Genomic DNA, 20,966 nt, shown 5'->3' with positions numbered 1-20,966 from the left:
TGCGCCGGGTCAGTTCGCGGAGGCCGTCCAGCCCACCGCCCCGATGCGTGCCGCGTCCGCCGGGCGCGTTTCGTCGAAGGCGGTTCCGGCATCGCCCCGAACGGTCAGGCCGTCGACGTAGGCTCCCCGGCCCGCGTACAGCCGGTCGGTCGTGTACCGCCAGCGCAGGACGAGGGCCGGCGCGGCGGGAAGGTCCGCCGAGACGCGGTGCCAGACGCGCCCCGACCAACCGGTCACCGAACCCGCCGGATGCTCCTGCTCGGTGCCGTCGGCGGCCGCGGTCGTGAACGGGACCGCCTGCCAGGTTGTGCCGCCGTCGGCCGAGGACTCCAGGAACAGGGCGTCGGACTGCGGCTCGGTGTCCCACCACAGGGCGCAGCGCAGGCGGGAGCCGGCGGTGGTGGCGAGGGCCGGGAGGGTGAGGGTCGCCGTCGTGGCACTCGCCAGGCCGGCGAACCAGGCCGTACGTCCCTGGCGTGGCCGGACCGGTACCGCGCGGGCCAGGTTGTTCGCGGCGGCGACCCGGGGCGCGGAACCGGAACGCCAACTGCGCACGGGATGCACGGAGTTGCCGAGAACGACAAGGAAGGAGTCGGTCGTCGGGTCGAGGACGAGCGAGGTGCCGGTGAAGCCGGTGTGTCCCGCGGTGCGGGGTGTGGCCATCGCGCCCATGTACCAGTGCTGGTAGAGCTCGAAGCCGAGACCGTGCTCGTCCCCGGGGAAGGCGGTGTTGAAGTCGGTGAACATCAGCTCGACCGAGGCGGGCGACAGAATGCGGGTCCTGCCGTACGCGCCGCCGCTGAGCAGCGTACGGCCGAGAACAGCAAGGTCCCAGGCCGACGAGAACACACCGGCATGGCCGGCCACGCCACCGAGGCTGAACGCGTTCTCGTCGTGCACCTCGCCCCACACCAGACCCCGGTCGAGTCCGGACCAGGGCGCGCGGGCGTCCTCGGTGGCGGCGATCCCCGGCCTCCAGGAGGCGGGCGGGTTGTAGCGCGTGCGGCGCATGCCGAGCGGAGCGGTGATCTCGTTGTGGAGCAGGATGTCCAGAGGCGTAGAGGTGATCTTCTCCAGGACCAGTTGGAGCGAGATCAGATTGAGGTCGGAGTAGAGGTACCTGGTGCCCGGCGGGTTCAGGGGCGCCTCGTTCCAGATGAGTTCGAGCTTCTTCTCGTAGGTCGGGGCGTTGTAGAGCGGGATCCAAGAGCGGAATCCCGAAGTGTGAGTCAGGAGTTGACGGATCGTCATGTCCTGCTTGCCCGCCCGCGCGAACTCCGGCAGGTACGCGGCGACCTTTCCCTCCAGCGCCAGTGCACCTCGCTCCAGCTGCTGCACGGCCAGGATCGACGTGAACAGCTTGGAGACCGAGGCGAGGTCGAAGACGGTGTCCTCGGCCATCGGGATCTGCTCCGCGGCCGGGAACTCGACCCCGGTGTCCGTCTCCTCGTCGTACGCGGCATAGCGCACCGCCATGCCGATCGGCTGATGCAGCGCAACCGTGCCGCCACGCCCGGCGAGCAGGACCGCGCCCGCGTACCAGGGGTGCTTGGGGGAGGGATCGAGGAACGCTGCGGCGTCCGTGGCCAGTTGGTGCAGGTGCTGGGGGAGGAGTCCGGCCCGTTCGGGCGAGCCGGGGTGAAGGGCCGGGTGGCCGCCAGTCGTCCTGGGAGTGGCCGCGGCCGGGCCTGCCGGGAAGGAGGCGAAGGCCAGGGCGCCGCCCAATGCGAGGGTGCGTCGACCGAACTGACGACGCGTCAGTTCGCTGCCTGCTGCGTCTTCCTCCACCGGGGAGCCTCCCGCCGCGCTGCGTGAAAATGCCTTTCGGGACTGCCCTGCGGGGTGAAACTTTCGTGTCACCCGTGGTGTGTGTCAACCGCACGTGCCCGATGGCCAAGAATCTGACGGTGTATCAGAAAAGGTCTTCCCTCGTCCGGAGGACTGCGGCATCCTGCGGCCATGCAGACGGAGCTGAGCAAGAAACTGGGAGTCGAGCACGCCGTCTTCGGCTTCACGCCGTTCCCCGCCGTCGCCGCGGCCATCAGCCGGGCCGGGGGATTCGGGGTGCTCGGCGCGGTCCGCTACACGGCGCCGGACGATCTCAGACGCGACCTGGACTGGATCGAGGCGCATGTCGACGGCCGGCCGTACGGGCTGGACGTCGTCATGCCGGCCCGGAAGGTCGAGGGGGTGACCGAGGTCGAGGTCGAGGCGATGATCCCCGAGGGGCACCGCCAGTTCGTCCGCGACACCCTGGCCAAGTACGGTGTGCCCGAACTGGCCGAGGGCGAGGCGTCCGGGTGGCGCATCACCGGGTGGATGGAGCAGGTCGCCCGTAACCAGCTCGACGTGGCCTTCGACTACCCGATCAAACTGCTGGCGAACGCCCTGGGCTCGCCCCCCGCCGATGTCGTGGCCCGCGCGCACGAGCAGGGGGTGCTCGTCGCGGCCCTCGCGGGCAGCGCCCGGCACGCGCGCAAGCACGCCGAGGGCGGTATCGACATCGTCGTCGCACAGGGCTACGAGGCGGGCGGCCACACCGGCGAGATCGCCTCCATGGTGCTCACCCCCGAAGTCGTCGATGCCGTCGACCCGCTGCCGGTGCTCGCCGCCGGCGGCATCGGCAGCGGACGGCAGGTGGCCGCCGCGCTGGCCCTCGGCGCCCAGGGGGTCTGGCTGGGCTCCCTCTGGCTGACCGTCACCGAGGCCGACATGCACTCGACCGCGCTCACGCAGAAACTGCTCGCGGCCGGCTCCGGCGACACCGTCCGCTCCCGCGCCCTGACCGGCAAGCCCGCACGTCAGCTGCGCACCGACTGGACCGACGCCTGGGACTCCTCCGACGGACCCGGCACCCTGCCCATGCCCCTGCAGGGTCTGCTCGTGGCCGAAGCCGTCTCCCGCATCCAGAAGTACGAGGTCGCACCGCTCCTCGGCACGCCGGTCGGTCAGATCGTCGGCCGGATGAACAGCGAGCGAAGCGTTCAGGCCGTCTTCGACGAGCTGACCAGCGGCTTCGAGCAAGCTGTGGACCGAGTCAACCGAATCGCGGGACGGACCGCCGACGGAAGGGGCGACCAGCCGTGAGCGAGACCCCCAACGGATTCTGGGCGCAGGCCGCCGCCGACCCGGAGTGTACTGTCCTCATCGCACCCGACGGCGAACAGTGGACCGCCGGAAGACTGCACGCCGCCACCAACCAGCTCGTCCACGGGCTGCGCGCAGCCGGACTCGGACGCGGCGACGCCTTCGCCGCCGTCCTGCCCAACGGCGTCGAGTTCCTCGTGGCGTATCTGGCCGCCTCCCAGGCCGGGTTCTACCTCGTCCCCGTCAACCACCACCTCGTCGGGCCCGAGATCGCCTGGATCGTCTCCGACTCCGGTGCCAAGGTGCTCATCGCGCACGAGCGGTTCGCCGACGCGGCACGCGCCGCCGCCGACGAGGCGCAGCTCCCGGCGGAGCAACGGTACGCGGTCGGCGAGGTCGACGGGTTCCGGCCGTACGCCCAGCTCCTGGACGGACAGCCCGATTCGCCGCCCGACGACCGTACCCTCGGCTGGGTCATGAACTACACCTCGGGCACCACGGGCCGCCCGCGCGGCATCCGGCGCCCCCTGCCCGGCAAGCCGCCCGAGGAGGCGTATCTCGGCGGGTTCCTCGGCATCTTCGGCATCCAGCCGTTCGACGGGAACGTGCACCTTGTCTGCTCACCGCTCTACCACACGGCCGTACTCCAGTTCGCGGGCGCGTCCCTGCACATCGGGCACCGCCTGGTGCTGATGGACAAGTGGACACCGGAGGAGATGCTCCGCGTCATCGACGCCCACGGCTGCACACACACCCATATGGTCCCGACCCAGTTCCACCGGCTGCTGGCGCTGCCGGAGCGGGTACGGCGGGCGTACGACGTGACGTCCATGCGGCATGCCATCCATGGCGCCGCGCCCTGCCCCGACCATGTGAAACGGGCAATGATCGACTGGTGGGGCGACTGCGTGGAGGAGTACTACGCGGCCAGCGAGGGCGGCGGGGCGTTCGCGACCGCCGAGGACTGGCTGAAGAAGCCCGGTACGGTCGGCAGGGCCTGGCCGATCAGTGAACTCGCGATCTTCGACGACGACGGCAACCGGCTGCCGCCCGGCGAACTCGGCACCGTCTACATGAAGATGAGCACCGGCGCCTTCGCCTACCACAAGGACGAGAGCAAGACCCGGAAGAGCCGCATCGGTGAGTTCTTCACCGTCGGCGACCTGGGCCTCCTCGACGAGGACGGCTACCTCTTCCTCCGGGACCGCAAGATCGACATGATCATCTCGGGCGGGGTCAACATCTACCCCGCCGAGATCGAGGCCGCCCTGCTCGCTCACCCCGCCGTCGCCGACGCCGCCGCCTTCGGCATCCCCCACGACGACTGGGGCGAGGAGGTCAAGGCGGTCGTGGAGGCCGCGCCCGGACATGTTGCCGGGCCCGACCTCGCCAACGAGATCCTCGGCCACTGCGCTCGCCGGCTCGCCGGGTACAAGCGGCCCAAGAGCGTCGACTTCATCGACCGGATGCCGCGCGATCCCAACGGCAAGCTGTACAAGCGGCGGTTGCGCGACCCCTACTGGGAGGGCCGTACGCGGCCTGTGTGAGCGGTCTGGTGAACTGCGGTGTGGTCCCGCCCGGTAAAGGGAAGGGACCACACCGGGCCGGCCGCGCGTCCGTCAGCCGTGCACCCGGATCACCCGCAGCGCGGGCGACCACAGGATGTCCTTGTCGCGAACCGTGCGCTGACCCACTTCTTGGCCGGGAACAGCCGCGTCTCGTCCGCGAAGCGTGGCGAGTTCGCATTCGACGACCGGGAGTACGTCAAGAGTTGCGCGCCACCGGGCAGCGGCTGCCGTCCCGGCCCACGGCCTGGATGTGGCTGGAGCCGGACGCGTTGTCCCGGTAGCCGCCGTTCGCCGTGTCGGACACGGGCTCGATCCTGTTCCACACGCCCAGAGACTCGGTCCCGCCGCCTACCGGCAGGCGTTGGCCCTTCCTTACGGCGTACTGGTGGTCCCCGAGCCGGGCGTCGAGCGCGATCCCCGCCGCGCGCGGTTCCGTCACGGCGTCGGCGAGTGCCCTGGTGAAGCCCGGTGCGGATCACGGCGGAGAGCCTGCCGTGGCACGGATACCGCTGTGACCCCGGTGATGCCTGGGCCTGCCCGTTCTGCGCCGTGGCGGCGGGCAGTGTTGTCGTGGCGGTGATTGCTGCGACGGCCGTGACGGCAAGCCGTCTGGTTCGGGTACGCATCGAGCTTCCCAACGTCATTGAGGGAAGGGGCGGTTGGACGTACCCACGGGTATGTTTCCCGGCCCCGCCAGTGCTTGACCTCGTTCGGTGACGGAACCAGGATCATGGGCTATGACGCAGCAACACGGGAGCACGGTTGACGGGGTGCTGCGGCGCAGCGCCCAGCGCGTTCCGGCGCGGGTGGCGGTCGAGTACCGCGAGCGTGCCTGGACGTACGGAGAACTCGACGAGGCCGTCTCCCGCGCGGCGGGCCTACTGCGGGGTGAGGGCCTGGCCCCCGGCGACCGCGTCGGCGCCTACGGCCACAACTCCGACGCCTACCTGATCGCGTTCCTCGCCTGCGCCCGCGCCGGACTCGTGCACGTCCCCGTCAACCAGAGCCTCACCGGCGACGACCTCGCCTACATCGTGGACCAGTCCGGCAGCGCCCTGGTCCTGGCCGACCCGGACCTGGCCGACCGGCTCCCCGACGGCGTACGGACCCTACCGCTCCGCGACGCCGAAGACTCCCTCCTCGCTCGACTGACCGACCACGCGCCGTACGACGGGCCCGAGTCGCGCACCGAGAACCTGGTGCAGCTGCTCTACACGTCCGGGACCACCGCACTGCCCAAGGGAGCGATGATGACCCACCGCGCCCTGGTGCACGAGTACCTGAGCGCGATCGCCGCCCTGGACCTGAGCGCCGGCGACCGGCCCGTCCATGCGCTGCCCCTCTACCACTCGGCGCAGATGCATGTGTTCCTGCTGCCGTATCTCGCGGTCGGCGCCCAGAACATCGTTCTCGACGCACCGGACGGCGACGCGATCCTCGACCTCGTCGAGGCGGGGCGGGTGGACAGTCTGTTCGCGCCGCCGACCGTGTGGATCGGCCTCGCGGGCCGCCCCGACTTCGCCACCCGCGACCTCGGCGGACTGCGCAAGGCGTACTACGGAGCGTCGATCATGCCGGTACCGGTCCTGGAACGGCTGCGGGAGCGACTCCCGAAACTCGCCTTCTACAACTGCTTCGGCCAGAGCGAGATCGGCCCCCTCTCCATGGTTCTCGGACCCTTCGAGCACAAGGGCCGGCTGGACTCCTGCGGGCGTCCGGTGCTGTTCGTGGACGCGCGGGTGGTCGACGAGAACGGCGAGGACGTGCCCGACGGCACACCCGGCGAAGTCGTCTACCGGTCCCCGCAGTTGTGCGAGGGCTACTGGGGCAAGCCCGAGGAGACGGCCGCCTCCTTCCGCGACGGCTGGTTCCGCTCCGGTGACCTGGTCGTCCGGGACGCCGACGGCTACTACACCGTCGTCGACCGGGTGAAGGATGTCATCAACTCCGGTGGCGTACTGATCGCCTCACGCCAGGTCGAGGACGCTTTGTACACCCACGAGGCGGTCGCCGAGGTGGCCGCCGTCGGCCTCCCCGACGAGCGCTGGATCGAGGCGGTCACAGCGGTCGTCGTCCCGGGCGGCGAGGTGACGGAGGCCGAACTCATCGCCCACGCCCGCGAGCAGCTCGCCCACTTCAAGGCGCCCAAGCGGGTCGTCTTCGTGGACGAGCTGCCGCGCAACGCGAGCGGGAAGGTCCTGAAGCGGGAGCTCAGGGACCGGTTCGCGGATTCGTGACAGACGGCCCTACGCCTCGGTGGTGAACGCTGTCTCCACTGTGCGGGCAGTGCCGCCGCTGCGCCCGGGGGCGTTCTGGTACTGCCAGTAGAGGTTGGTGTGCGCGATCACCTCGGCCGGTGTCGGAGCGCCGTACTTCGTGAGGTCCTCCGTGGTGTGGGCGTCGCCGACGAGGGTGACGTCGTACCCGCGCACGATGCCGCCGTGCAGGGTCGAGCGGATGCACGCGTCGGTCTGTGCGCCCGTGACGACCAGACGGCCGACCCCGCGCTCGGCGAGGACATCCTCCAGCTCGGTGGCCTCGAAGGAGTCGCCGTACCTCTTGTGGACCAGGGGCTCGGAGTCGAGGCGGACCAGTTCCGGCACGTACTCCCAGCTTTCGCTGCCCGTCTTCAGCTCGTCGCCGGAGTGCTGCACCCAGACCACCGGCACGTCCTCCGCGCGGGCCTTGTCGACGAGGGTGTTGATGTTCGCGATCACCTCGTCGCGGTTGTGGGAGCCGTCCACCACGCCGTTCTGGACGTCGATGACGAGCAGGGCGCTGTTGGGCCTGTCGGGCAGGGTCGTCATGGGAACCTCTTCGTCTCCTCGGCGCGGATCTTCATCTCGCCACCCAGACTAGAACCGACTACTGACAACGGCCCCTGACCTGGTATTTCCGCCGCGGGTGAGGTCTCGGTGCGACCTGAGGTCCACCACCCGCCCGATCTTCCCCACCGACCGATCCTGCGACTCCGGCTCGACGATCTCCACCGCCGCCGGGACACCGATGCCGTCCTTCGCCGACGTGGCGATGGCGTGGGCCGCCGCGATCCGGGACCTGGGGCGTGGCGCCGGGGCAGGCCTCGGCCCGGACGGCGAGGAGGCCGAGGCGGGACTCGCTGCCGGCGCAGGACGCCCCCGACGTCGTACGTCGCCGCGTCCTGGAGGACGTACCCGCGCCGTTACCGCCAGACCCGTCCTGGCACTCCCCGAACGCCCCGACGGGCACCCGCCGTTCGGCTGGGCCGTGATCCGGGCCACCGACGCACAGCGGAACGCGCCCGATCCGGTCTGGTGGGACCTCATGCCCAGCATCACGGTGTCGACACCGGTGATCGAGGTGGTCCCGGCAGCCCGATCCCCCAGCAGGAGGTCGCCGCACTAGTGTCCTGCGCCTCCCCCGGGCCCGGCTGGTGACCGGCCACGCCGGACACCTGGTCCATGCAACCCGCCCCGAGGAGTTCCTGGCCCTGGTGGCGGCCTTCCTCGGGACGGACGGCGTCACTTCTCCGGCCCGTACGCCGTCATGAAGCGGTCGCGGAACTGGTCCATGCGCCACTTCGGGGCGTCGTCGGCGGGCTTGAGGCCCTCCGTCCAACCCCAGTCGGCGATCCGGTCCAGCACCTTCTGATCCTTGGCGACGACGGTGATCGGGACGTCCAGGCCCGCATTGCTGCCGGTGACCGTCGGGTTGGGCTGGTGGTCGCCGAGGAAGACGACGACCGTGTTCTCGTCGCCGTACCGCTCGATGTACTGGGTGAGACTGGTGAGCGAGTACTCGATGGCGCGGCGGTACTCGGTGCGCACGCTGTCCGAGTCCTTCCAGACGTCCGTCGGGTCCTTGCCCTCCTTCTTGATCTGCTCGAAGACCGAGCCGTCGCCGAGCTCGTCCCAGCCGACCATACGGGGGATGGGCGCCCACGGGTTGTGGCTGGAGGCCAGGATGATCTCCGCCATGATCGGCTCACGGTCCTTCTTGCCGCGCTCCAGTCGTTCGAACGCCTCCAGGCTGAACTGGTCCGGCACCGGCGACCAGCTGAAGTACGGGCCCTGGTAGCCGAGGTGCTCGGAGTCGTAGATGTTGTCGAGGCCGAAGAACTTGCCCTCCGGCCACGCCTTGCGGACACCCGGCACGATGCCGACCGTGCGCCAGGCACCCGTGCGGCCGAAGGCGCTGGTGAGGGTCATACGGTCGCTCGCGGTCAGGGTCCGGTAGCGCTGTTGGTTCTTGATCCACAGGCCGGACAGGAAGGTCGAGTGCGCGAGCCAGCTGCCGGCGCCCGCGATGGGGGCCGTCAGCCAGCCGCTCCGTGAGGAGAACCCGGCCGCCTCCAGTCCGGTGTTCCCCTCGGTGAGGACCGCGTCGATCTGCTCGGCCATCGCCGGGTCGTCGATCGCCGAACGGCCGTAGCTCTCGATGAACGTGAAGAGGACGTCCTTGCCGCGCAACCCGGTCAGCAACTGGTCCGGCGGTACCCCGGCGAAGTCGTCGTCGGCCGCCTCCTTGGCGAACACCTGGCCGTCCCGGATGCCGTCTCGCACCATGTTCACCCGGCTCCTGACCAGCTCCGCGTCGAACTTGGCGGCCACCGGGAGTCCGGCGATGTTGATGTTCAGGGTCATGCACATGATCCACGCGGTGCCGAGGATGAGTGTGGTCCGGGCGGACGTCTGCCGGTGGCGCACCATCAGGTTCGTCAACCGGACGACGGCCAGCGTCATCAGCGTCAGTACGGCGATGACGAGGACGACAACCACGATCACCACGAGGGCCGCGCCGGTCGGACCGACCGAGTCCTTGAGGAAGTCCGTGGCGTCGTCGAACAGAATCCAGTCGAACACCAGGTTGAATGGGCGGCCCAGGACCTGGAAGAAGCCCATGTCGGTGAGTTTGAGGATGGTCAGCAGACCGAGGAACACGCCCGTGACCACCGTCATGACCCGCCGCGCCCTGGGTGGCAGGACCAGCAGCATCCCGGCGAGCAGGACCCCTTCGGCGGGTATGCGCGTGAAGGAGATCGGCAGCAGCCGGTCGAACGAGTTCGGGACGAGCAGCGCGAAGACGACCAGGAGAGCGGACAGGACGGTCGCCGTGACGTTCGCCGTCCGGGCCGCACGCGGGTAAGTGGTCCGCCAGGCACGCCAGTTGCGCCGGGCGGGCCGGGTGGCAGGGTCCTGCTCCGCGGAGTCGCGCGGCGCCGGCAGCGCGGTCTCGTCGTCCGATTCCTGCTTCCCGGCGTCGTCGTCCGGTCGCTTCCCCTCGTCCGGAGCCGTGTCGTCCTCTGCGTCCGACGGTTGAGGAGAGCGCGTGACGTGCGACACCCGAAGTGTCCTTCCGTGCGATGACCGGTGGTGCGTGGGAGCGGCCGAAGCGGCCCACCCCGACACTACCGGTACGGCTCGGATTCACCTTCGGTTCAGTCGGAGGCGCTCAGTGCTCCGACGGTGTACCACCCCTACTGATCTGCGGCTACGGCCACTTCCCGCGCCCACCGGTAGTCCGCCTTGCCGCTCGGTGAGCGTTGAATCGCCGCCGCGATGACCAGTTGCCTGGGGATCTTGTAACCGGCGAGGTGGGTGCGGCAGTGCAGCTGTACGTCCGTCAGGGTCGGCTGCGTCGCGCCCTCGCGCAACTGCACGACCGCCGCCACATGGTTGCCCCACCGCGCGTCCGGAACGCCGGCCACCAGCGCGTCGTAGACGTCCGGATGGGACTTGAGCGCCTGTTCGACCTCCTCCGGATACACTTTTTCGCCGCCGGTGTTGATGCACTGCGAGCCCCGGCCGAGGACGGTGACGACGCCCTCCTCGTCGACGGTCGCCATGTCGCCGAGCAGCACCCACCGCTCGCCGTCCTTCTCGAAGAACGTCTCCGCCGTCTTCCGCGGGTCGTTGTAGTAGCCGAGCGGTACATGGCCGCACTGGGCGATCCGTCCCACCTCGCCCGGGGGCACCGGCTCGTGGGTCGCCGGATCCACGACCTGCGTACGGGAGTGGACGCGGATACGGAAGCCGCGATCGGGGCCCGAGTCCTCGGTGGCCGTCCCGTTGAAACCGGACTCCGACGAACCGAAGTTGTTGAGCAGCATGACGTTCGGGACGAGGGCCTGGAACTGGGCACGCACCGTCTCCGACATGATCGCGCCGGAGGACGAGACACTGAACAGGGACGAGCAGTCCGTGCCCTTCATGGGTCCGCCCAGGGCGTCGATCAGTGGACGCAGCATCGCGTCGCCCACCAGGGACACACTGGTGACCTGCTCCTTCTCGATCGTGCGGAGCACGTCCTCGGGCGCGAACTTGCGGTGGATCACCACCCGCTGCCCGAAGTTGAAGGCGATGAACGCGGTCAGGGTCGATGTGCCGTGCATCAGCGGGGGAGTGGGGAAGAAGGTGATCCCGGCCCCGCCGGCCGCGACCCGCTCGGCCAGCTCCTGCGGGGACTTGACCGGCTCCCCGGTCGGGGCGCCACCGCCCAGCCCCGAGAAGAACAGATCTTCCTGACGCCACATCACGCCCTTGGGCATGCCGGTGGTGCCGCCGGTGTAGATGATGAACTGGTCGTCCCCCGAGCGGGCCGGGAAGCCCCGCTCCGGGGACCCGGAGGCCTCGGCCCCGGTGAAGGGAACCGCCGCCGACTCGGGCGACTCCGGTGCCGGTTCGCCCACCCGGATCAGATGCCGCAACGCCGTGGCGCGCGGCCGCGCTGCCGCCACCCGCTCCGTGAACTCCGCGTCGAACACCAGGGCGGCGAGGTTGGCGTCCCGATAGAGGTACACCAACTCCTCTTCCACGTAGCGGTAGTTCACGTTGACCGGAACGATCCGTGCCTTCAGGCAGCCCAGCACGGTCTGGAGGTACTCGACCCCGTTGTAGAGATGGAGGCCCAGATGCTCGCCGGGGCGTATCCCGCTGTCGATCAGATGATGGGCGACCCGGTTGGCGGCGGCGTCCAGCTCCGCGTAGGTCAGGCGGCGTTCCGCACCCGTTCCGGGTATGTCGAGATACACGAGTGCCGCACGGTCGGGCACCACATCGACGACCGACTCGAACAGATCGGCAAGGTTGTACTCCACCGCTCCTCCTGACCCCGGGCGCCTCTGGCGGTTGTCGGCTCGCCGGTCATCAGAGCAAAGGGCGCCGCAACTGTGAAGGGCCGCACCGAAGAAATCTGACTACCTGTCAGAAAACCCTTGAAGTGCTTCCTCCACTCCTGCAACCTGTTCTCGTTCTTTCACCTGTTCTCGTTCTTTCAGAGGGGAGATGGGCGATGGGTGGGACGGAACACCTGACCGTGCGGCGTGAGAACGCCACACTGGTGCTCACACTCAACCGGCCGGAAGCCAAGAACGCGCTCTCGCTGCCGATGCTCGTCGGGCTGTACGACGGCTGGGTCGAGGCGGACGAGGACGACGCCGTCCGATCCATCGTGCTCACCGGAGCCGGGGGCGCCTTCTGCGCGGGCATGGATCTCAAAGCCCTGGCCGGAAGCGGTCTGGAGGGGGAGGAGTACCGCCACCGGCTCAAGGCCGACCCGGATCTGCACTGGAAGGCGATGCTGCGCCACCACCGCCCCCGCAAACCGGTGATCGCCGCGATCGAGGGGTACTGCGTCGCGGGCGGCACCGAGATCATCCAGGGCACCGACATCCGCGTCGCGGGCGAGTCGGCGACCTTCGGACTCTTCGAGGTCAAGCGCGGCCTCTTCCCGATCGGCGGCTCCACCGTCCGCCTCCAACGCCAGATCCCGCGCACCCACGCCCTGGAAATGCTGCTCACCGGACGCCCGTACAGCGCCCAGGAGGCCGCCGCGATCGGCCTGATCGGACACGTCGTCCCCGACGGGACCGCCCTGGACAAGGCACTGGAGATCGCCGAGCGCATCAACGCCTGCGGCCCGCTCGCCGTCGAGGCCGTCAAGGCCTCGGTCTACGAGGCCGCCGAGCTGACCGAGACCGACGGTCTCGCCGCCGAACTCAAGCGTGGCTGGCCGATCTTCGACACCGCCGACGCCAAGGAAGGCACCCGTGCCTTCGCCGAGAAGCGCCCGCCCGTCTACAGGCGGGCCTGACCCGCGAAGGAGCACCCCGGGATGACCACCGAAGTCCTCAAAGCCCCCCTGGTCGTCGAATTCCCCTTCACCCGCTCCCTGGGCCCCGTCCAGAGCGCCTTCCTCACCGGCCTGCGCGAACAGGTCGTCCTCGGCGTCCGCACCACCGACGGCCGCACCCTCGTCCCGCCCGTCGAGTACGACCCGGTGACCGCCGACGAGATACGCGACCTCGTGCAGGTCGCCCCCACCGGCACGGTCACCACCTGGGCCTGGAACCACGCCCCGCGCCGCGGCCAGCCCCTCGACACGCCCTTCGCCTGGGTCCTGGTCCGGCTCGACGGCGCCGACACGGCCCTCCTGCACGCGCTCGACGCCCCCGGCCCCGACACTGTCCGCACCGGGATGCGCGTCCGCGTCCGCTGGGCGGCATCGCGCTCCGGGGCGATCACGGACATCGCCTGCTTCGAGCCGTACGACAGCACGAGCGGTAGCCAAGTGTCCGGCCATGACGGGGAGTTCGAGGACATGGTGACCGGCATCGTCGCCCCGGCCCGCCTCGACTACACCTACTCGCCCGGCCGCGCCCAGACCGCCTACATCACCGCCCTCGCCGAGCAGCGGATCGTCGGCGAGCGCTGTCCCTCCTGCCGGAAGGTGTACGTCCCGCCCAGGGGCGCGTGTCCCACCTGCGGTGTCGGCACGGCCGAGCAGGTCGAGGTGGGACCCGGGGGCACGGTCACCACGTACTGCATCGTCAACATCAAGGCGCGCAACCTCGACATCGAAGTGCCCTACGTCTACGCGCACATCGCTCTCGACGGCGCCGACCTCGCCCTGCACGGCCGGATCGGCGGCATCCCCTACGACCAGGTCCGCATGGGGCTGCGGGTGGAGCCGGTGTGGACGGAAGGGGGCCGCTATCCCGACCACTACCGGCCCACCGGCGAACCCGACGCGGACTACGAGACGTACAAGGAGTCGCTGTGACACGCGAGATCGCCGTCGTCGCCTTCGCGCAGACCGATCACCGGCGCACCAGTGAAGAGCTCTCCGAGGTCGAGATGCTCATGCCGGTACTGCACGAGGTGCTCGACCGGACCGGGCTGAAGACCAGCGACATCGGCTTCACCTGCTCCGGCTCCTCCGACTACCTCGCCGGCCGCGCCTTCTCCTTCACCATGGCCCTCGACGGCGTGGGCGCCTGGCCGCCGATCTCCGAGTCCCATGTGGAGATGGACGGCGCGTGGGCGCTGTACGAGGCATGGACCAAGCTGCTGACCGGTGACGCCGACACGGCGCTCGTGTACGCGTACGGCAAGTCCTCGCCGGGCTCGGTGCGGGACGTCCTGACCCGGCAGCTCGATCCGTACTACGTGGCTCCGTTGTGGCCCGACTCGGTGGCGCTCGCCGCGCTTCAGGCGCAGGCGCTCATCGACTCGGGCGACACCGACGAGCCCGCGCTCGCCGCCGTCGCCTCCCGCAGCAGGACGGACGCGCGCTCCAACTCCCATGCCCAGCTTCGTGGTTCGGTGCCCCAAGGGGACTACGTCGTGCGTCCGCTGCGTACCGGTGACTGCCCGCCGATCGGCGACGGGGCCGCCGCCGTGATCCTCGCGGCGGGCGAACGGGCCCGGGAACTGTGCGAGCGGCCCGCGTGGATCCGGGGCATCGACCACCGCGTCGAGGCGCACTCGCTCGGCGTCCGTGAGCTGACCGACTCACCGTCGACGCGACTCGCCGCCGAAATGGCCGGAGCCTTCGAACGGCCCGTGGACACGGCCGAGTTGCACGCCCCCTTCACCTCGCAGGAGGTGGTCCTGAGGAAAGCGCTCCGGCTGGGGGGAGACGTCCGCGTGAACCCCTCCGGCGGTGCTCTCGCCGCCAACCCGGTCATGGCCGCCGGGCTCGTCCGCATCGGCGAGGCCGCCGCGCGTATCCACCGGGGCGAGTCCGACCGGGCGCTCGCCCACGCCACCTCCGGGCCCTGTCTCCAGCAGAACCTGGTCGCCGTACTCGAAGGGGAGTCCCGTCATGCCCAGTGAGCCCGTGGCGGTCGTCGGGATCGGCCAGACCAAGCACGTCGCCGCCCGCCGGGACGTGTCGATGGCCGGGTTGGTGCGGGAAGCCGCTCAACGTGCCCTCATGGACGCCGAGTTGACGTGGGCCGACATCGACGCCGTGGTCATCGGCAAGGCGCCCGACTTCTTCGAGGGCGTCATGATGCCCGAGCTGTATCTCGCCGACGCCCTCGGCGCGGTCGGCAAGCCGATGCTGCGCGTGCACACCGCCGGCTCGGTCGGCGGATCCACGGCCCTCGTCGCCACGAACCTCGTCAGGTCCCGAGTCCACGCCACCGTCCTCACCCTGGCCTACGAGAAACAGTCCGAGTCGAACGCCATGTGGGGACTGTCCCTGCCGATCCCCTTCCAGCAGCCGCTGCTGGCCGGGGCCGGCGGCTTCTTCGCCCCGCACGTCCGGGCGTACATGCGGCGCAGCGGCGCCCCCGACACGGTCGGCTCGCTGGTCGCGTACAAGGACCGGCGCAACGCGCTCAAGAACCCGTACGCGCATCTGCACGAGCACGACATCACGCTGGAGAAGGTCCAGGCCTCGCCCATGCTGTGGGACCCGATCCGCTACTCCGAGACCTGCCCCTCCTCCGACGGCGCCGTCGCGATGATCCTCACCGACCGCGTTGGCGCCGCCCGCGCGCAGCACCCGCCCGCGTGGCTGCACGGCGGCGCCATGCGCAGCGAACCCACGCTCTTCGCGGGCAAGGACGCCGTGTCGCCGAGGGCGGGCCGGGACTGCGCGGCCGACGTGTACCGGCAGGCCGGGATCGCCGACCCGCGCCGGGACATCGACGCCGTCGAGATGTACGTACCGTTCTCCTGGTACGAACCCATGTGGCTGGAGAACCTCGGCTTCGCCGCCGAGGGCGAGGGCTGGAAACTCACCGAGTCCGGGGTCACCGAACTGGACGGAGACCTGCCGGTCAACATGTCGGGCGGCGTTCTGTCGACCAATCCGATCGGCGCCTCGGGCATGATCCGCTTTGCGGAAGCAGCCCTTCAGGTCCGGGGCCAGGCCGGAGAACACCAGGTGGACGGGGCCCGCCGGGTCCTCGGACACGCCTACGGCGGTGGCTCCCAGTTCTTTTCCATGTGGCTCGTCGGCAGCGAACCGCCCACCTCCTGAAGCGTCCCCCTCACGTGGCCTGTCGGCGGCAGGAACCGATGGTTAGGCTGACCGCGGACGACGAAACCGGGAGGAGCACGGACGTGGCCGAGAGCACGATCCAGGAGCACCCGCTCGCGGGCTGGGACAAGCCGGAGCTGGACCTCAGCAACGCCGACTGGCAGTCCAGCAGCAGCGGGCGGGGGGATGTCCAGATCGCCTTTGTCGAGGGGTTCATCGCGATGCGCAACAGTGGCCGCCCGCACAGCCCTTCCCTGATTTTCACGCCCGCGGAATGGGGCGCGTTCGTGTCGGGGGCGCGGGAAGGGGAGTTCGACCTGACCTGAGACCGGACCGACCCCGAGGCAATGCTTCGGCTGGGGCGGCCCCGCGACCCGCGGGGCCGCCCCTGCGATGCTAATGGATGCCTCAAGGTTTAGCATTAGCCGTATGCGGGACCTGACCAACAACGACGCGCGGCTCGCCCTCGACCTTGCCCTCACCGTCCGCCATGACGGCGACGGCGGTATCGCCGACGACCTCACCGACCCCACCGGCCTCACCACCTGGGTGCGCGCCCACCGCGACACCCTGCCGGCCGCCGACGGCTTCGTCGCGGACGAGGCCGCGCTGAGCGCCGTACGAGAACTGCGTGCCGCTGTGCGGACCCTCTTCGCCCGCGCGGTGCGGCCCGGGGAGCCGAGCCCGGCGGACGCGGCACGCCTGCTGCCCCCGGCCGAAGCGCTGCGGCGGCTCAACGCTGCTGCCGCCCGTAAACCCACCGTCCCCGTGCTCGACTGGGCCGACGACGCCGAACCCGTCGTGCGACATCGGGGTGTACGAGGCGAAGGGGAGGTCGTGGCCGTGCTCGCGCAGGCCGCTGTCGCCTTTCTCGCCAGTGCGGACCGGGAACGGCTGCGGGCCTGCCACGCGCCGCGCTGCGTGCGCTACTTCCTCAAGGAGCATCCGCGCCAGGAGTGGTGCAGGCCCGCCTGTGGGAACCGCGCCCGCGTCGCCCGTCACCATGAACGGCACAAGCAGGTGGGCTAGCGTCGTGCACCGGCGGCGCCCGAGGGACATGAGGTCCTGCCGGACACGTACCATGGCCGTATGTCGTTCCTCCGCCGCCGCAGCGCCACTCCCGCCGGCCCCGACTTCGATGTTCTGGCCATGGATCCGGGTGACTGGCCCGGCAATCTCGGCGCGGGCCTGCTGCCCGCGCCCGACGGCAGCTGCCAGGGCGTGTTCCTTCGCTACGACCTGTTCGGTGGCCGTGGCCCCGCGATGGTCATCGGCAATCTGCCCGAGGGTTCCCCGGCCCGCGAGGTCGCCGAGGACGAGGTCCCGTTCGAGGTGGCCCAGCTGCTGCTGGCCCTGGAGAACGAGGAGGAGGTCACCGTCGTCGGCACCGAGGACGTCCCGGTGATGCAGGGCGACAACCTCCTGATCGTGCGCCGTCTCAAGCTCTCCGAGAGCCGGATCGCCTGCGTGCAGTTCGACCGCAGCGACAACGTCCTGGTGACCATCGCGGCCTGGGACCGCCCGATCACCGACGACCTGTACGCCCTGCTGAAGCCGCTGCCCGCGGAGCTCTTCCAGACGAACTGACGGGACGCCCGCAGGACGGGGAACCTGGCTCCCTCGCCCTGTCGGGCCGGCTTCAGGGGGACAAGAGCTGTACGTCCGAGGCCCGTACGAACGCCACCCGGTGGCCGAACTGGATCTCGTGGTACTGATCCTGGCCGACGACGACCCGGTGCGAGGCCGTGTCGAAGGTGACGGCGTAGTAGTACTCGCCCGGTACCTTCTCCCCGGCCACGTACTTCTGGCCCGCGAACAGCCTGTACGGCAGCGGCGACAGCGCCTGGGCAGGCACCCCCGCCGGATAGGCCGAGGCCTCCGGGTACGCTCTCCCGTACACCGGGATCTCCGCCAGACCGGCCCTCGGTGTCACGACCGCACCGGCAGCGCTCACCGCCGTCGGGTTCGCGGCAGGGTTCCGGAACCAGGCCTTCTGGCCCAGGTACCAGATCGCCGTCCAGTCGCCCTCGCGCTCCGCGACGGCGTACTGCTGCCCGGTGGAGACCCGCGACCCGATGTCGTCGACGTCGGTCGTCGAGGTGCCGCTCGTGGGGTGAGTCCCGATGTCCCTGACGAGCGCCGAGGCGGTGTCCGGCCGGGAGTACAGCCGCACCTCGCTCGACCCGTGGGAAGCGCACGCCTGCCCCGACGTTACGCAGCCCGTGTACGTGGGCCGGTTCGACGCGTAGTCCGGCCGGATCGTCACCATGCCGTTGTCGCCCGCGAGGGCCGCGCGCTCGAAGGGGCGGCCCAGCAGCGTGAAGTAGTGCTGCCAGTCCCAGTACGGGCCCGGGTCGGTGTGCATACCGGGAACCGTCGACGTGGTCGGACCGGGCACGTTGTCGTGGCCGAGGATGTGCCGCCGGTCCAGCGGGATGCCGTACTTGGCCGCCAGGTACTTCACCAGCCGGGCCGACGTCCGGTACATCGCCTCCGTGTACCAGGCGTCCGGGTTCGCGAGGAACCCCTCGTGCTCCAGTCCGACCGACTTGGCGTTGACGTACCAGTTGCCCGCGTGCCAGGCCACGTCCTTCGCCTTCACGTGCTGCGCGATGTGCCCGTCCGTCGAGCGCAGTGTGTAGTTCCACGACACGTAGGCCGGGTCCTGGACCATGTTCAGTACGCCGTCCCAGGCGCCCTCGGTGTCATGGACGACGATGTACCGGATGCTCTGGGAGGCCGGCCGGTCGCCCAGGTCGTGATTGCCGTAGTCGCCCTGGCCGAACACCTCGTAGGGCGCCGGAATCCACTCGCAGGACACCGTCGCCGGACACTCGGTGCCCTCGGCCGACACGGTCCGCAGCCCGGCCCGCTTCAACTGGGCGGTGTCCGGGACCAGTTCGGGGTGCCCCACGAGGGCGACCAGCTGTCCGTCCTCGGTGGTGCGCTCCTCGCCGGTGCGCAGCACGTCGTACACGTCATCGGCGTACGCCGCAGCCGTCGTGGTGTCGTCGGCGCCTGAGAAGCGGGCCACCGCCCCGTACCAGTCCGCAGGGTCGGCGCTCGGCGGCTCGGCCAGGGCCCGCTGGGCGGCGGCCAGCAGCGCTGCGCCGCCGGCCACGTTGGCGGCCGGGTCGGTGCGGAGCCGCTCCGGAGGCAGGCCGGTCAGCTCGGCTGCCCTTGTCAACGTCCGCAGGCGGGGCGGGAGTCCGGCCTGTGTCGGCACGTCGGAGGTGGGGTGCAGGGCCGGCCGGGCGCTGTCGCCGCGCGCGTCCTCCGTGCCCTCGCTGTGGTGCGGGGCGTCGGCGAGAGCGGTACGGGCGTCGGTGAGAGCGGTACGGGCGTCGGTGAGGTGCATCGGGCCGTAGCCGCTGGTGACGCTGGGCGCCCCGGCGTGCGCGTCCCAACGGGACTGGAGGTAGGAGACGGCGAGCAAAACGCTCTGCGGCACGTGGTACTGGTCCGCCGCCGCGGCGAAGGCGCGCTGCAGCCGGGTGACCGGGGAACCGCTGTCGGCCGGGGCCGCGCCGAGCAGCGGCAGCAGCAGCGCCGCCGAGGCGAGAGCACCGGCGGCCCTGCGCAGCCGTCTGTGTCCGGGAGCGCTGGAGCAGTCGGGGTCGGTGGCGGTTCCTCGCAATGCGGCCTCCAGGGTCGGGCGGGCGTGGCCGGGCGTGCGTGGCCGGAACACACAGCGGTGTCCGGCTGCCCGTCGATCCGTCAATCATGCCCAGAGACCCAGGACTTCCCATGTCAACGGGGGTGCGGGGAGTTTCGTGGCGACCCGTGTGCAGACACGGCGAAGGCCCGCGATGCGCCGCTGTCCAGGCGCATCGCGGGCCCACGTCCCCCGTCAGCGAGTACCGACCGCCGCGCGCACGGCCCGTCGGGCCAACTGGCAGTCGTCGTGCAGCCGCCTCAGCAGCAACCGCTGTTCCTCGCCGGACGGCGCAGCACCCGGTTGGGCCGGTCCCGGTGCCGCCGGGGTCGTCTCGTGCATCGAACGCTGCACGGCCAGCTCGTACGTACGGATCTCGCGCGTCAGTACCATCATCAGGTTCACCAGGAAGGCGTCCCGTGCCGACGGTCCCGCCGACTGTGCGAGCTGGCTGATCTGCCGTCGGGCCACGGGCGCGTCACCGAGAACCATCCACAGCGTCGCCAGGTCGTACCCCGGCAGATACCAGCCCGCGTGCTCCCAGTCCACCAGCACTGGACCGGCCGGTGAGAGGAGGATGTTGGACAGGAGTGCGTCTCCGTGGCAGAACTGGCCCATACCCTGGCGGCCGGCCGAGTGCGCGATGCCGTGCACGAGTTTCTGGAGATCACCCATGTCCCGGTCGGTGAGCAGACCCAGCTCGTGATACCGGGCGATACGTGCCGCGTAGTCGAGCGGGGCGTCGAACGTGCCCGCCGGCGGACGCCAGCTGTTGAGCCGGCAGATCGCGCCGAGTGCCGCCCGGATGTCCGCCCGCGGCGGTGCCTCGGCCGGATGCCGCTGCAGGGCCGCAGCCCGGCCCGGCATCCGCTCGATGACCAGCGTGCAGTTGTCCGGGTCCGCCGCGATCAGCCGGGGCACCCGCACCGGCGGGCGGTGCCGCACGAACGAGCGGTAAGCGGCTATTTCGTGCCGGATCCGCTCGGCCCACGCGGGTGACTGATCCAGTAAACACTTCGCGACGGCCGTGCTGCGCCCTGTCGTCCCGACCAGGAGCACGGAGCGTCCGCTGCGGCGCAGCACCTGCACCGGGGCGAACTCCGGGCAGATCCGGTGCACCGACGCGATCGCCGTGCGCAGCTGGGCGCCCTGTGAACCGGAAAGGTCGAGTCTCCCACTGAGCGGCTGGCCGGCGATTCCCGGCAGCCGCCGTGCCCGGCCGGCAGCGGCACCGAGTGCGGGAGCCGCCGGACGCGTGGGGTCGAGGTACGGGCCGCTGCCACCCGGGCGGGGGTGCAGCAGCCGGGGAGGGGCGGACACGGAGGACGATGCTGCGTACATGGGCGAAACAGATCCCTTCGTGTGCCTGCGTCGGTCGTGCGCCACCCGCCCCGGCCGCCCTGGTA

16 protein-coding genes and 2 pseudogenes are annotated in these 20,966 nt (G+C 70.4%); 10 read left to right on the top strand and 8 right to left on the bottom strand.

All coding sequences use genetic code 11. The features are described 5' to 3' along the window. Positions 1-9: 9 nt before the first annotated feature. Positions 10-1,788, bottom strand: a complete 1,779-nt coding sequence (locus RB628_RS01545; RefSeq protein ID WP_318318387.1) for a serine hydrolase — start codon at positions 1,786-1,788, stop codon at positions 10-12. Between the two features lie 171 nt (positions 1,789-1,959). On the opposite strand from RB628_RS01545, the gene RB628_RS01540 reads away from it, so the two are divergent. After that, positions 1,960-3,087, top strand: coding sequence for a nitronate monooxygenase family protein (locus RB628_RS01540; protein WP_318318386.1), 1,128 nt, complete (start codon positions 1,960-1,962; stop codon positions 3,085-3,087). Further along, positions 3,084-4,634, top strand: coding sequence for an acyl-CoA synthetase (locus RB628_RS01535; RefSeq protein ID WP_318318385.1), 1,551 nt, complete (start codon positions 3,084-3,086; stop codon positions 4,632-4,634). The genes RB628_RS01540 and RB628_RS01535 overlap by 4 nt, the downstream gene beginning before the upstream one ends. A gap of 72 nt (positions 4,635-4,706) precedes the next feature. Here RB628_RS01535 and RB628_RS01530 read toward each other — a convergent pair. Then, positions 4,707-5,130: pseudogene (locus RB628_RS01530) on the bottom strand (penicillin acylase family protein); the annotation flags it as partial. Positions 5,131-5,392: 262 nt separating this feature from the next. Here RB628_RS01530 and RB628_RS01525 point away from each other — a divergent pair. Next, positions 5,393-6,892 (top strand): acyl-CoA synthetase, encoded by a 1,500-nt coding sequence (locus tag RB628_RS01525; RefSeq protein ID WP_318318384.1) that lies wholly within the window; start codon positions 5,393-5,395, stop codon positions 6,890-6,892. Between the two features lie 9 nt (positions 6,893-6,901). Here RB628_RS01525 and RB628_RS01520 read toward each other — a convergent pair whose 3' ends face one another. The 4 genes and pseudogenes from RB628_RS01520 to RB628_RS01505 form a co-directional block, all read right to left on the bottom strand. Beyond that, positions 6,902-7,462, bottom strand: a complete 561-nt coding sequence (locus RB628_RS01520) for a cysteine hydrolase family protein (RefSeq protein WP_318318383.1) — start codon at positions 7,460-7,462, stop codon at positions 6,902-6,904. 48 nt (positions 7,463-7,510) lie between these two features. Beyond that, a pseudogene (locus RB628_RS01515) lies at positions 7,511-7,772 on the bottom strand (hypothetical protein); the annotation flags it as partial. 383 nt (positions 7,773-8,155) lie between these two features. After that, the gene (locus RB628_RS01510) at positions 8,156-9,976 is read right to left on the bottom strand and encodes a sulfatase (protein WP_318318382.1); all 1,821 of its coding nucleotides are present in this window, start codon (positions 9,974-9,976) and stop codon (positions 8,156-8,158) included. A gap of 134 nt (positions 9,977-10,110) precedes the next feature. Then, positions 10,111-11,730: an acyl-CoA synthetase gene (locus tag RB628_RS01505; RefSeq protein ID WP_318318381.1), complete on the bottom strand. Its 1,620-nt coding sequence runs from the start codon at positions 11,728-11,730 to the stop codon at positions 10,111-10,113. Positions 11,731-11,924: 194 nt separating this feature from the next. Between RB628_RS01505 and RB628_RS01500 the strand changes: the two genes are divergently transcribed. The 7 genes from RB628_RS01500 to RB628_RS01470 all read left to right on the top strand — a co-directional run bounded on the left by RB628_RS01500 (position 11,925) and on the right by RB628_RS01470 (position 17,492). Continuing rightward, complete coding sequence (locus RB628_RS01500; protein ID WP_318318380.1) at positions 11,925-12,725, top strand: crotonase/enoyl-CoA hydratase family protein; 801 nt, start codon at positions 11,925-11,927, stop codon at positions 12,723-12,725. A gap of 21 nt (positions 12,726-12,746) precedes the next feature. Beyond that, positions 12,747-13,694, top strand: a complete 948-nt coding sequence (locus tag RB628_RS01495; RefSeq protein WP_318318379.1) for a Zn-ribbon domain-containing OB-fold protein — start codon at positions 12,747-12,749, stop codon at positions 13,692-13,694. Next, a complete protein-coding gene (locus RB628_RS01490; RefSeq protein WP_318318378.1) occupies positions 13,691-14,749 on the top strand; it encodes a thiolase domain-containing protein in 1,059 nt (352 codons plus the stop codon). The genes RB628_RS01495 and RB628_RS01490 overlap by 4 nt, the downstream gene beginning before the upstream one ends. After that, positions 14,739-15,905, top strand: coding sequence for a thiolase domain-containing protein (locus tag RB628_RS01485; protein ID WP_318318377.1), 1,167 nt, complete (start codon positions 14,739-14,741; stop codon positions 15,903-15,905). Before RB628_RS01490 ends, RB628_RS01485 begins: the two co-directional genes overlap by 11 nt. 83 nt (positions 15,906-15,988) lie before the next feature. Beyond that, positions 15,989-16,231: a DUF397 domain-containing protein gene (locus RB628_RS01480; RefSeq protein ID WP_055523791.1), complete on the top strand. Its 243-nt coding sequence runs from the start codon at positions 15,989-15,991 to the stop codon at positions 16,229-16,231. A 103-nt stretch (positions 16,232-16,334) separates the two neighbouring features. Further along, positions 16,335-16,934, top strand: coding sequence for a CGNR zinc finger domain-containing protein (locus tag RB628_RS01475; RefSeq protein WP_318318376.1), 600 nt, complete (start codon positions 16,335-16,337; stop codon positions 16,932-16,934). 60 nt (positions 16,935-16,994) lie between these two features. Further along, entirely contained in the window at positions 16,995-17,492 is a 498-nt protein-coding gene (locus tag RB628_RS01470) for a hypothetical protein (RefSeq protein WP_318318375.1), read from the top strand. A 52-nt stretch (positions 17,493-17,544) separates the two neighbouring features. Here RB628_RS01470 and RB628_RS01465 read toward each other — a convergent pair whose 3' ends face one another. Then, the gene (locus RB628_RS01465) at positions 17,545-19,542 is read right to left on the bottom strand and encodes a peptidoglycan recognition family protein (RefSeq protein ID WP_318318374.1); all 1,998 of its coding nucleotides are present in this window, start codon (positions 19,540-19,542) and stop codon (positions 17,545-17,547) included. A 213-nt stretch (positions 19,543-19,755) separates the two neighbouring features. Continuing rightward, positions 19,756-20,901, bottom strand: coding sequence for an aminoglycoside phosphotransferase family protein (locus RB628_RS01460; protein ID WP_318318373.1), 1,146 nt, complete (start codon positions 20,899-20,901; stop codon positions 19,756-19,758). Between the last annotated feature and the right edge of the window lie 65 nt (positions 20,902-20,966).

The sequence above is a fragment of the Streptomyces sp. ADMS genome, from assembly GCF_033441795.1.
In the GTDB taxonomy this organism is placed as follows: domain Bacteria; phylum Actinomycetota; class Actinomycetes; order Streptomycetales; family Streptomycetaceae; genus Streptomyces.
Note: the sequence above shows the minus strand (reverse complement) of the source record. Positions and strands in the feature narration are given on the sequence as shown.

What these genes read in the sequence shown, in the direction of transcription:
- RB628_RS01540 (WP_318318386.1), top strand. Translation starts at nt 1,960, where the DNA reads ATGCAGACGGAGCTGAGCAAGAAACTGGGAGTCGAGCACGCCGTCTTC.
- RB628_RS01525 (WP_318318384.1), top strand. Translation starts at nt 5,393, where the DNA reads ATGACGCAGCAACACGGGAGCACGGTTGACGGGGTGCTGCGGCGCAGC.
- RB628_RS01520 (WP_318318383.1), bottom strand. Translation starts at nt 7,462, where the DNA reads ATGACGACCCTGCCCGACAGGCCCAACAGCGCCCTGCTCGTCATCGAC.
- RB628_RS01500 (WP_318318380.1), top strand. Translation starts at nt 11,925, where the DNA reads ATGGGTGGGACGGAACACCTGACCGTGCGGCGTGAGAACGCCACACTG.
- RB628_RS01495 (WP_318318379.1), top strand. Translation starts at nt 12,747, where the DNA reads ATGACCACCGAAGTCCTCAAAGCCCCCCTGGTCGTCGAATTCCCCTTC.
- RB628_RS01485 (WP_318318377.1), top strand. Translation starts at nt 14,739, where the DNA reads ATGCCCAGTGAGCCCGTGGCGGTCGTCGGGATCGGCCAGACCAAGCAC.
- RB628_RS01475 (WP_318318376.1), top strand. Translation starts at nt 16,335, where the DNA reads ATGCGGGACCTGACCAACAACGACGCGCGGCTCGCCCTCGACCTTGCC.
- RB628_RS01470 (WP_318318375.1), top strand. Translation starts at nt 16,995, where the DNA reads ATGTCGTTCCTCCGCCGCCGCAGCGCCACTCCCGCCGGCCCCGACTTC.
- RB628_RS01460 (WP_318318373.1), bottom strand. Translation starts at nt 20,901, where the DNA reads ATGTACGCAGCATCGTCCTCCGTGTCCGCCCCTCCCCGGCTGCTGCAC.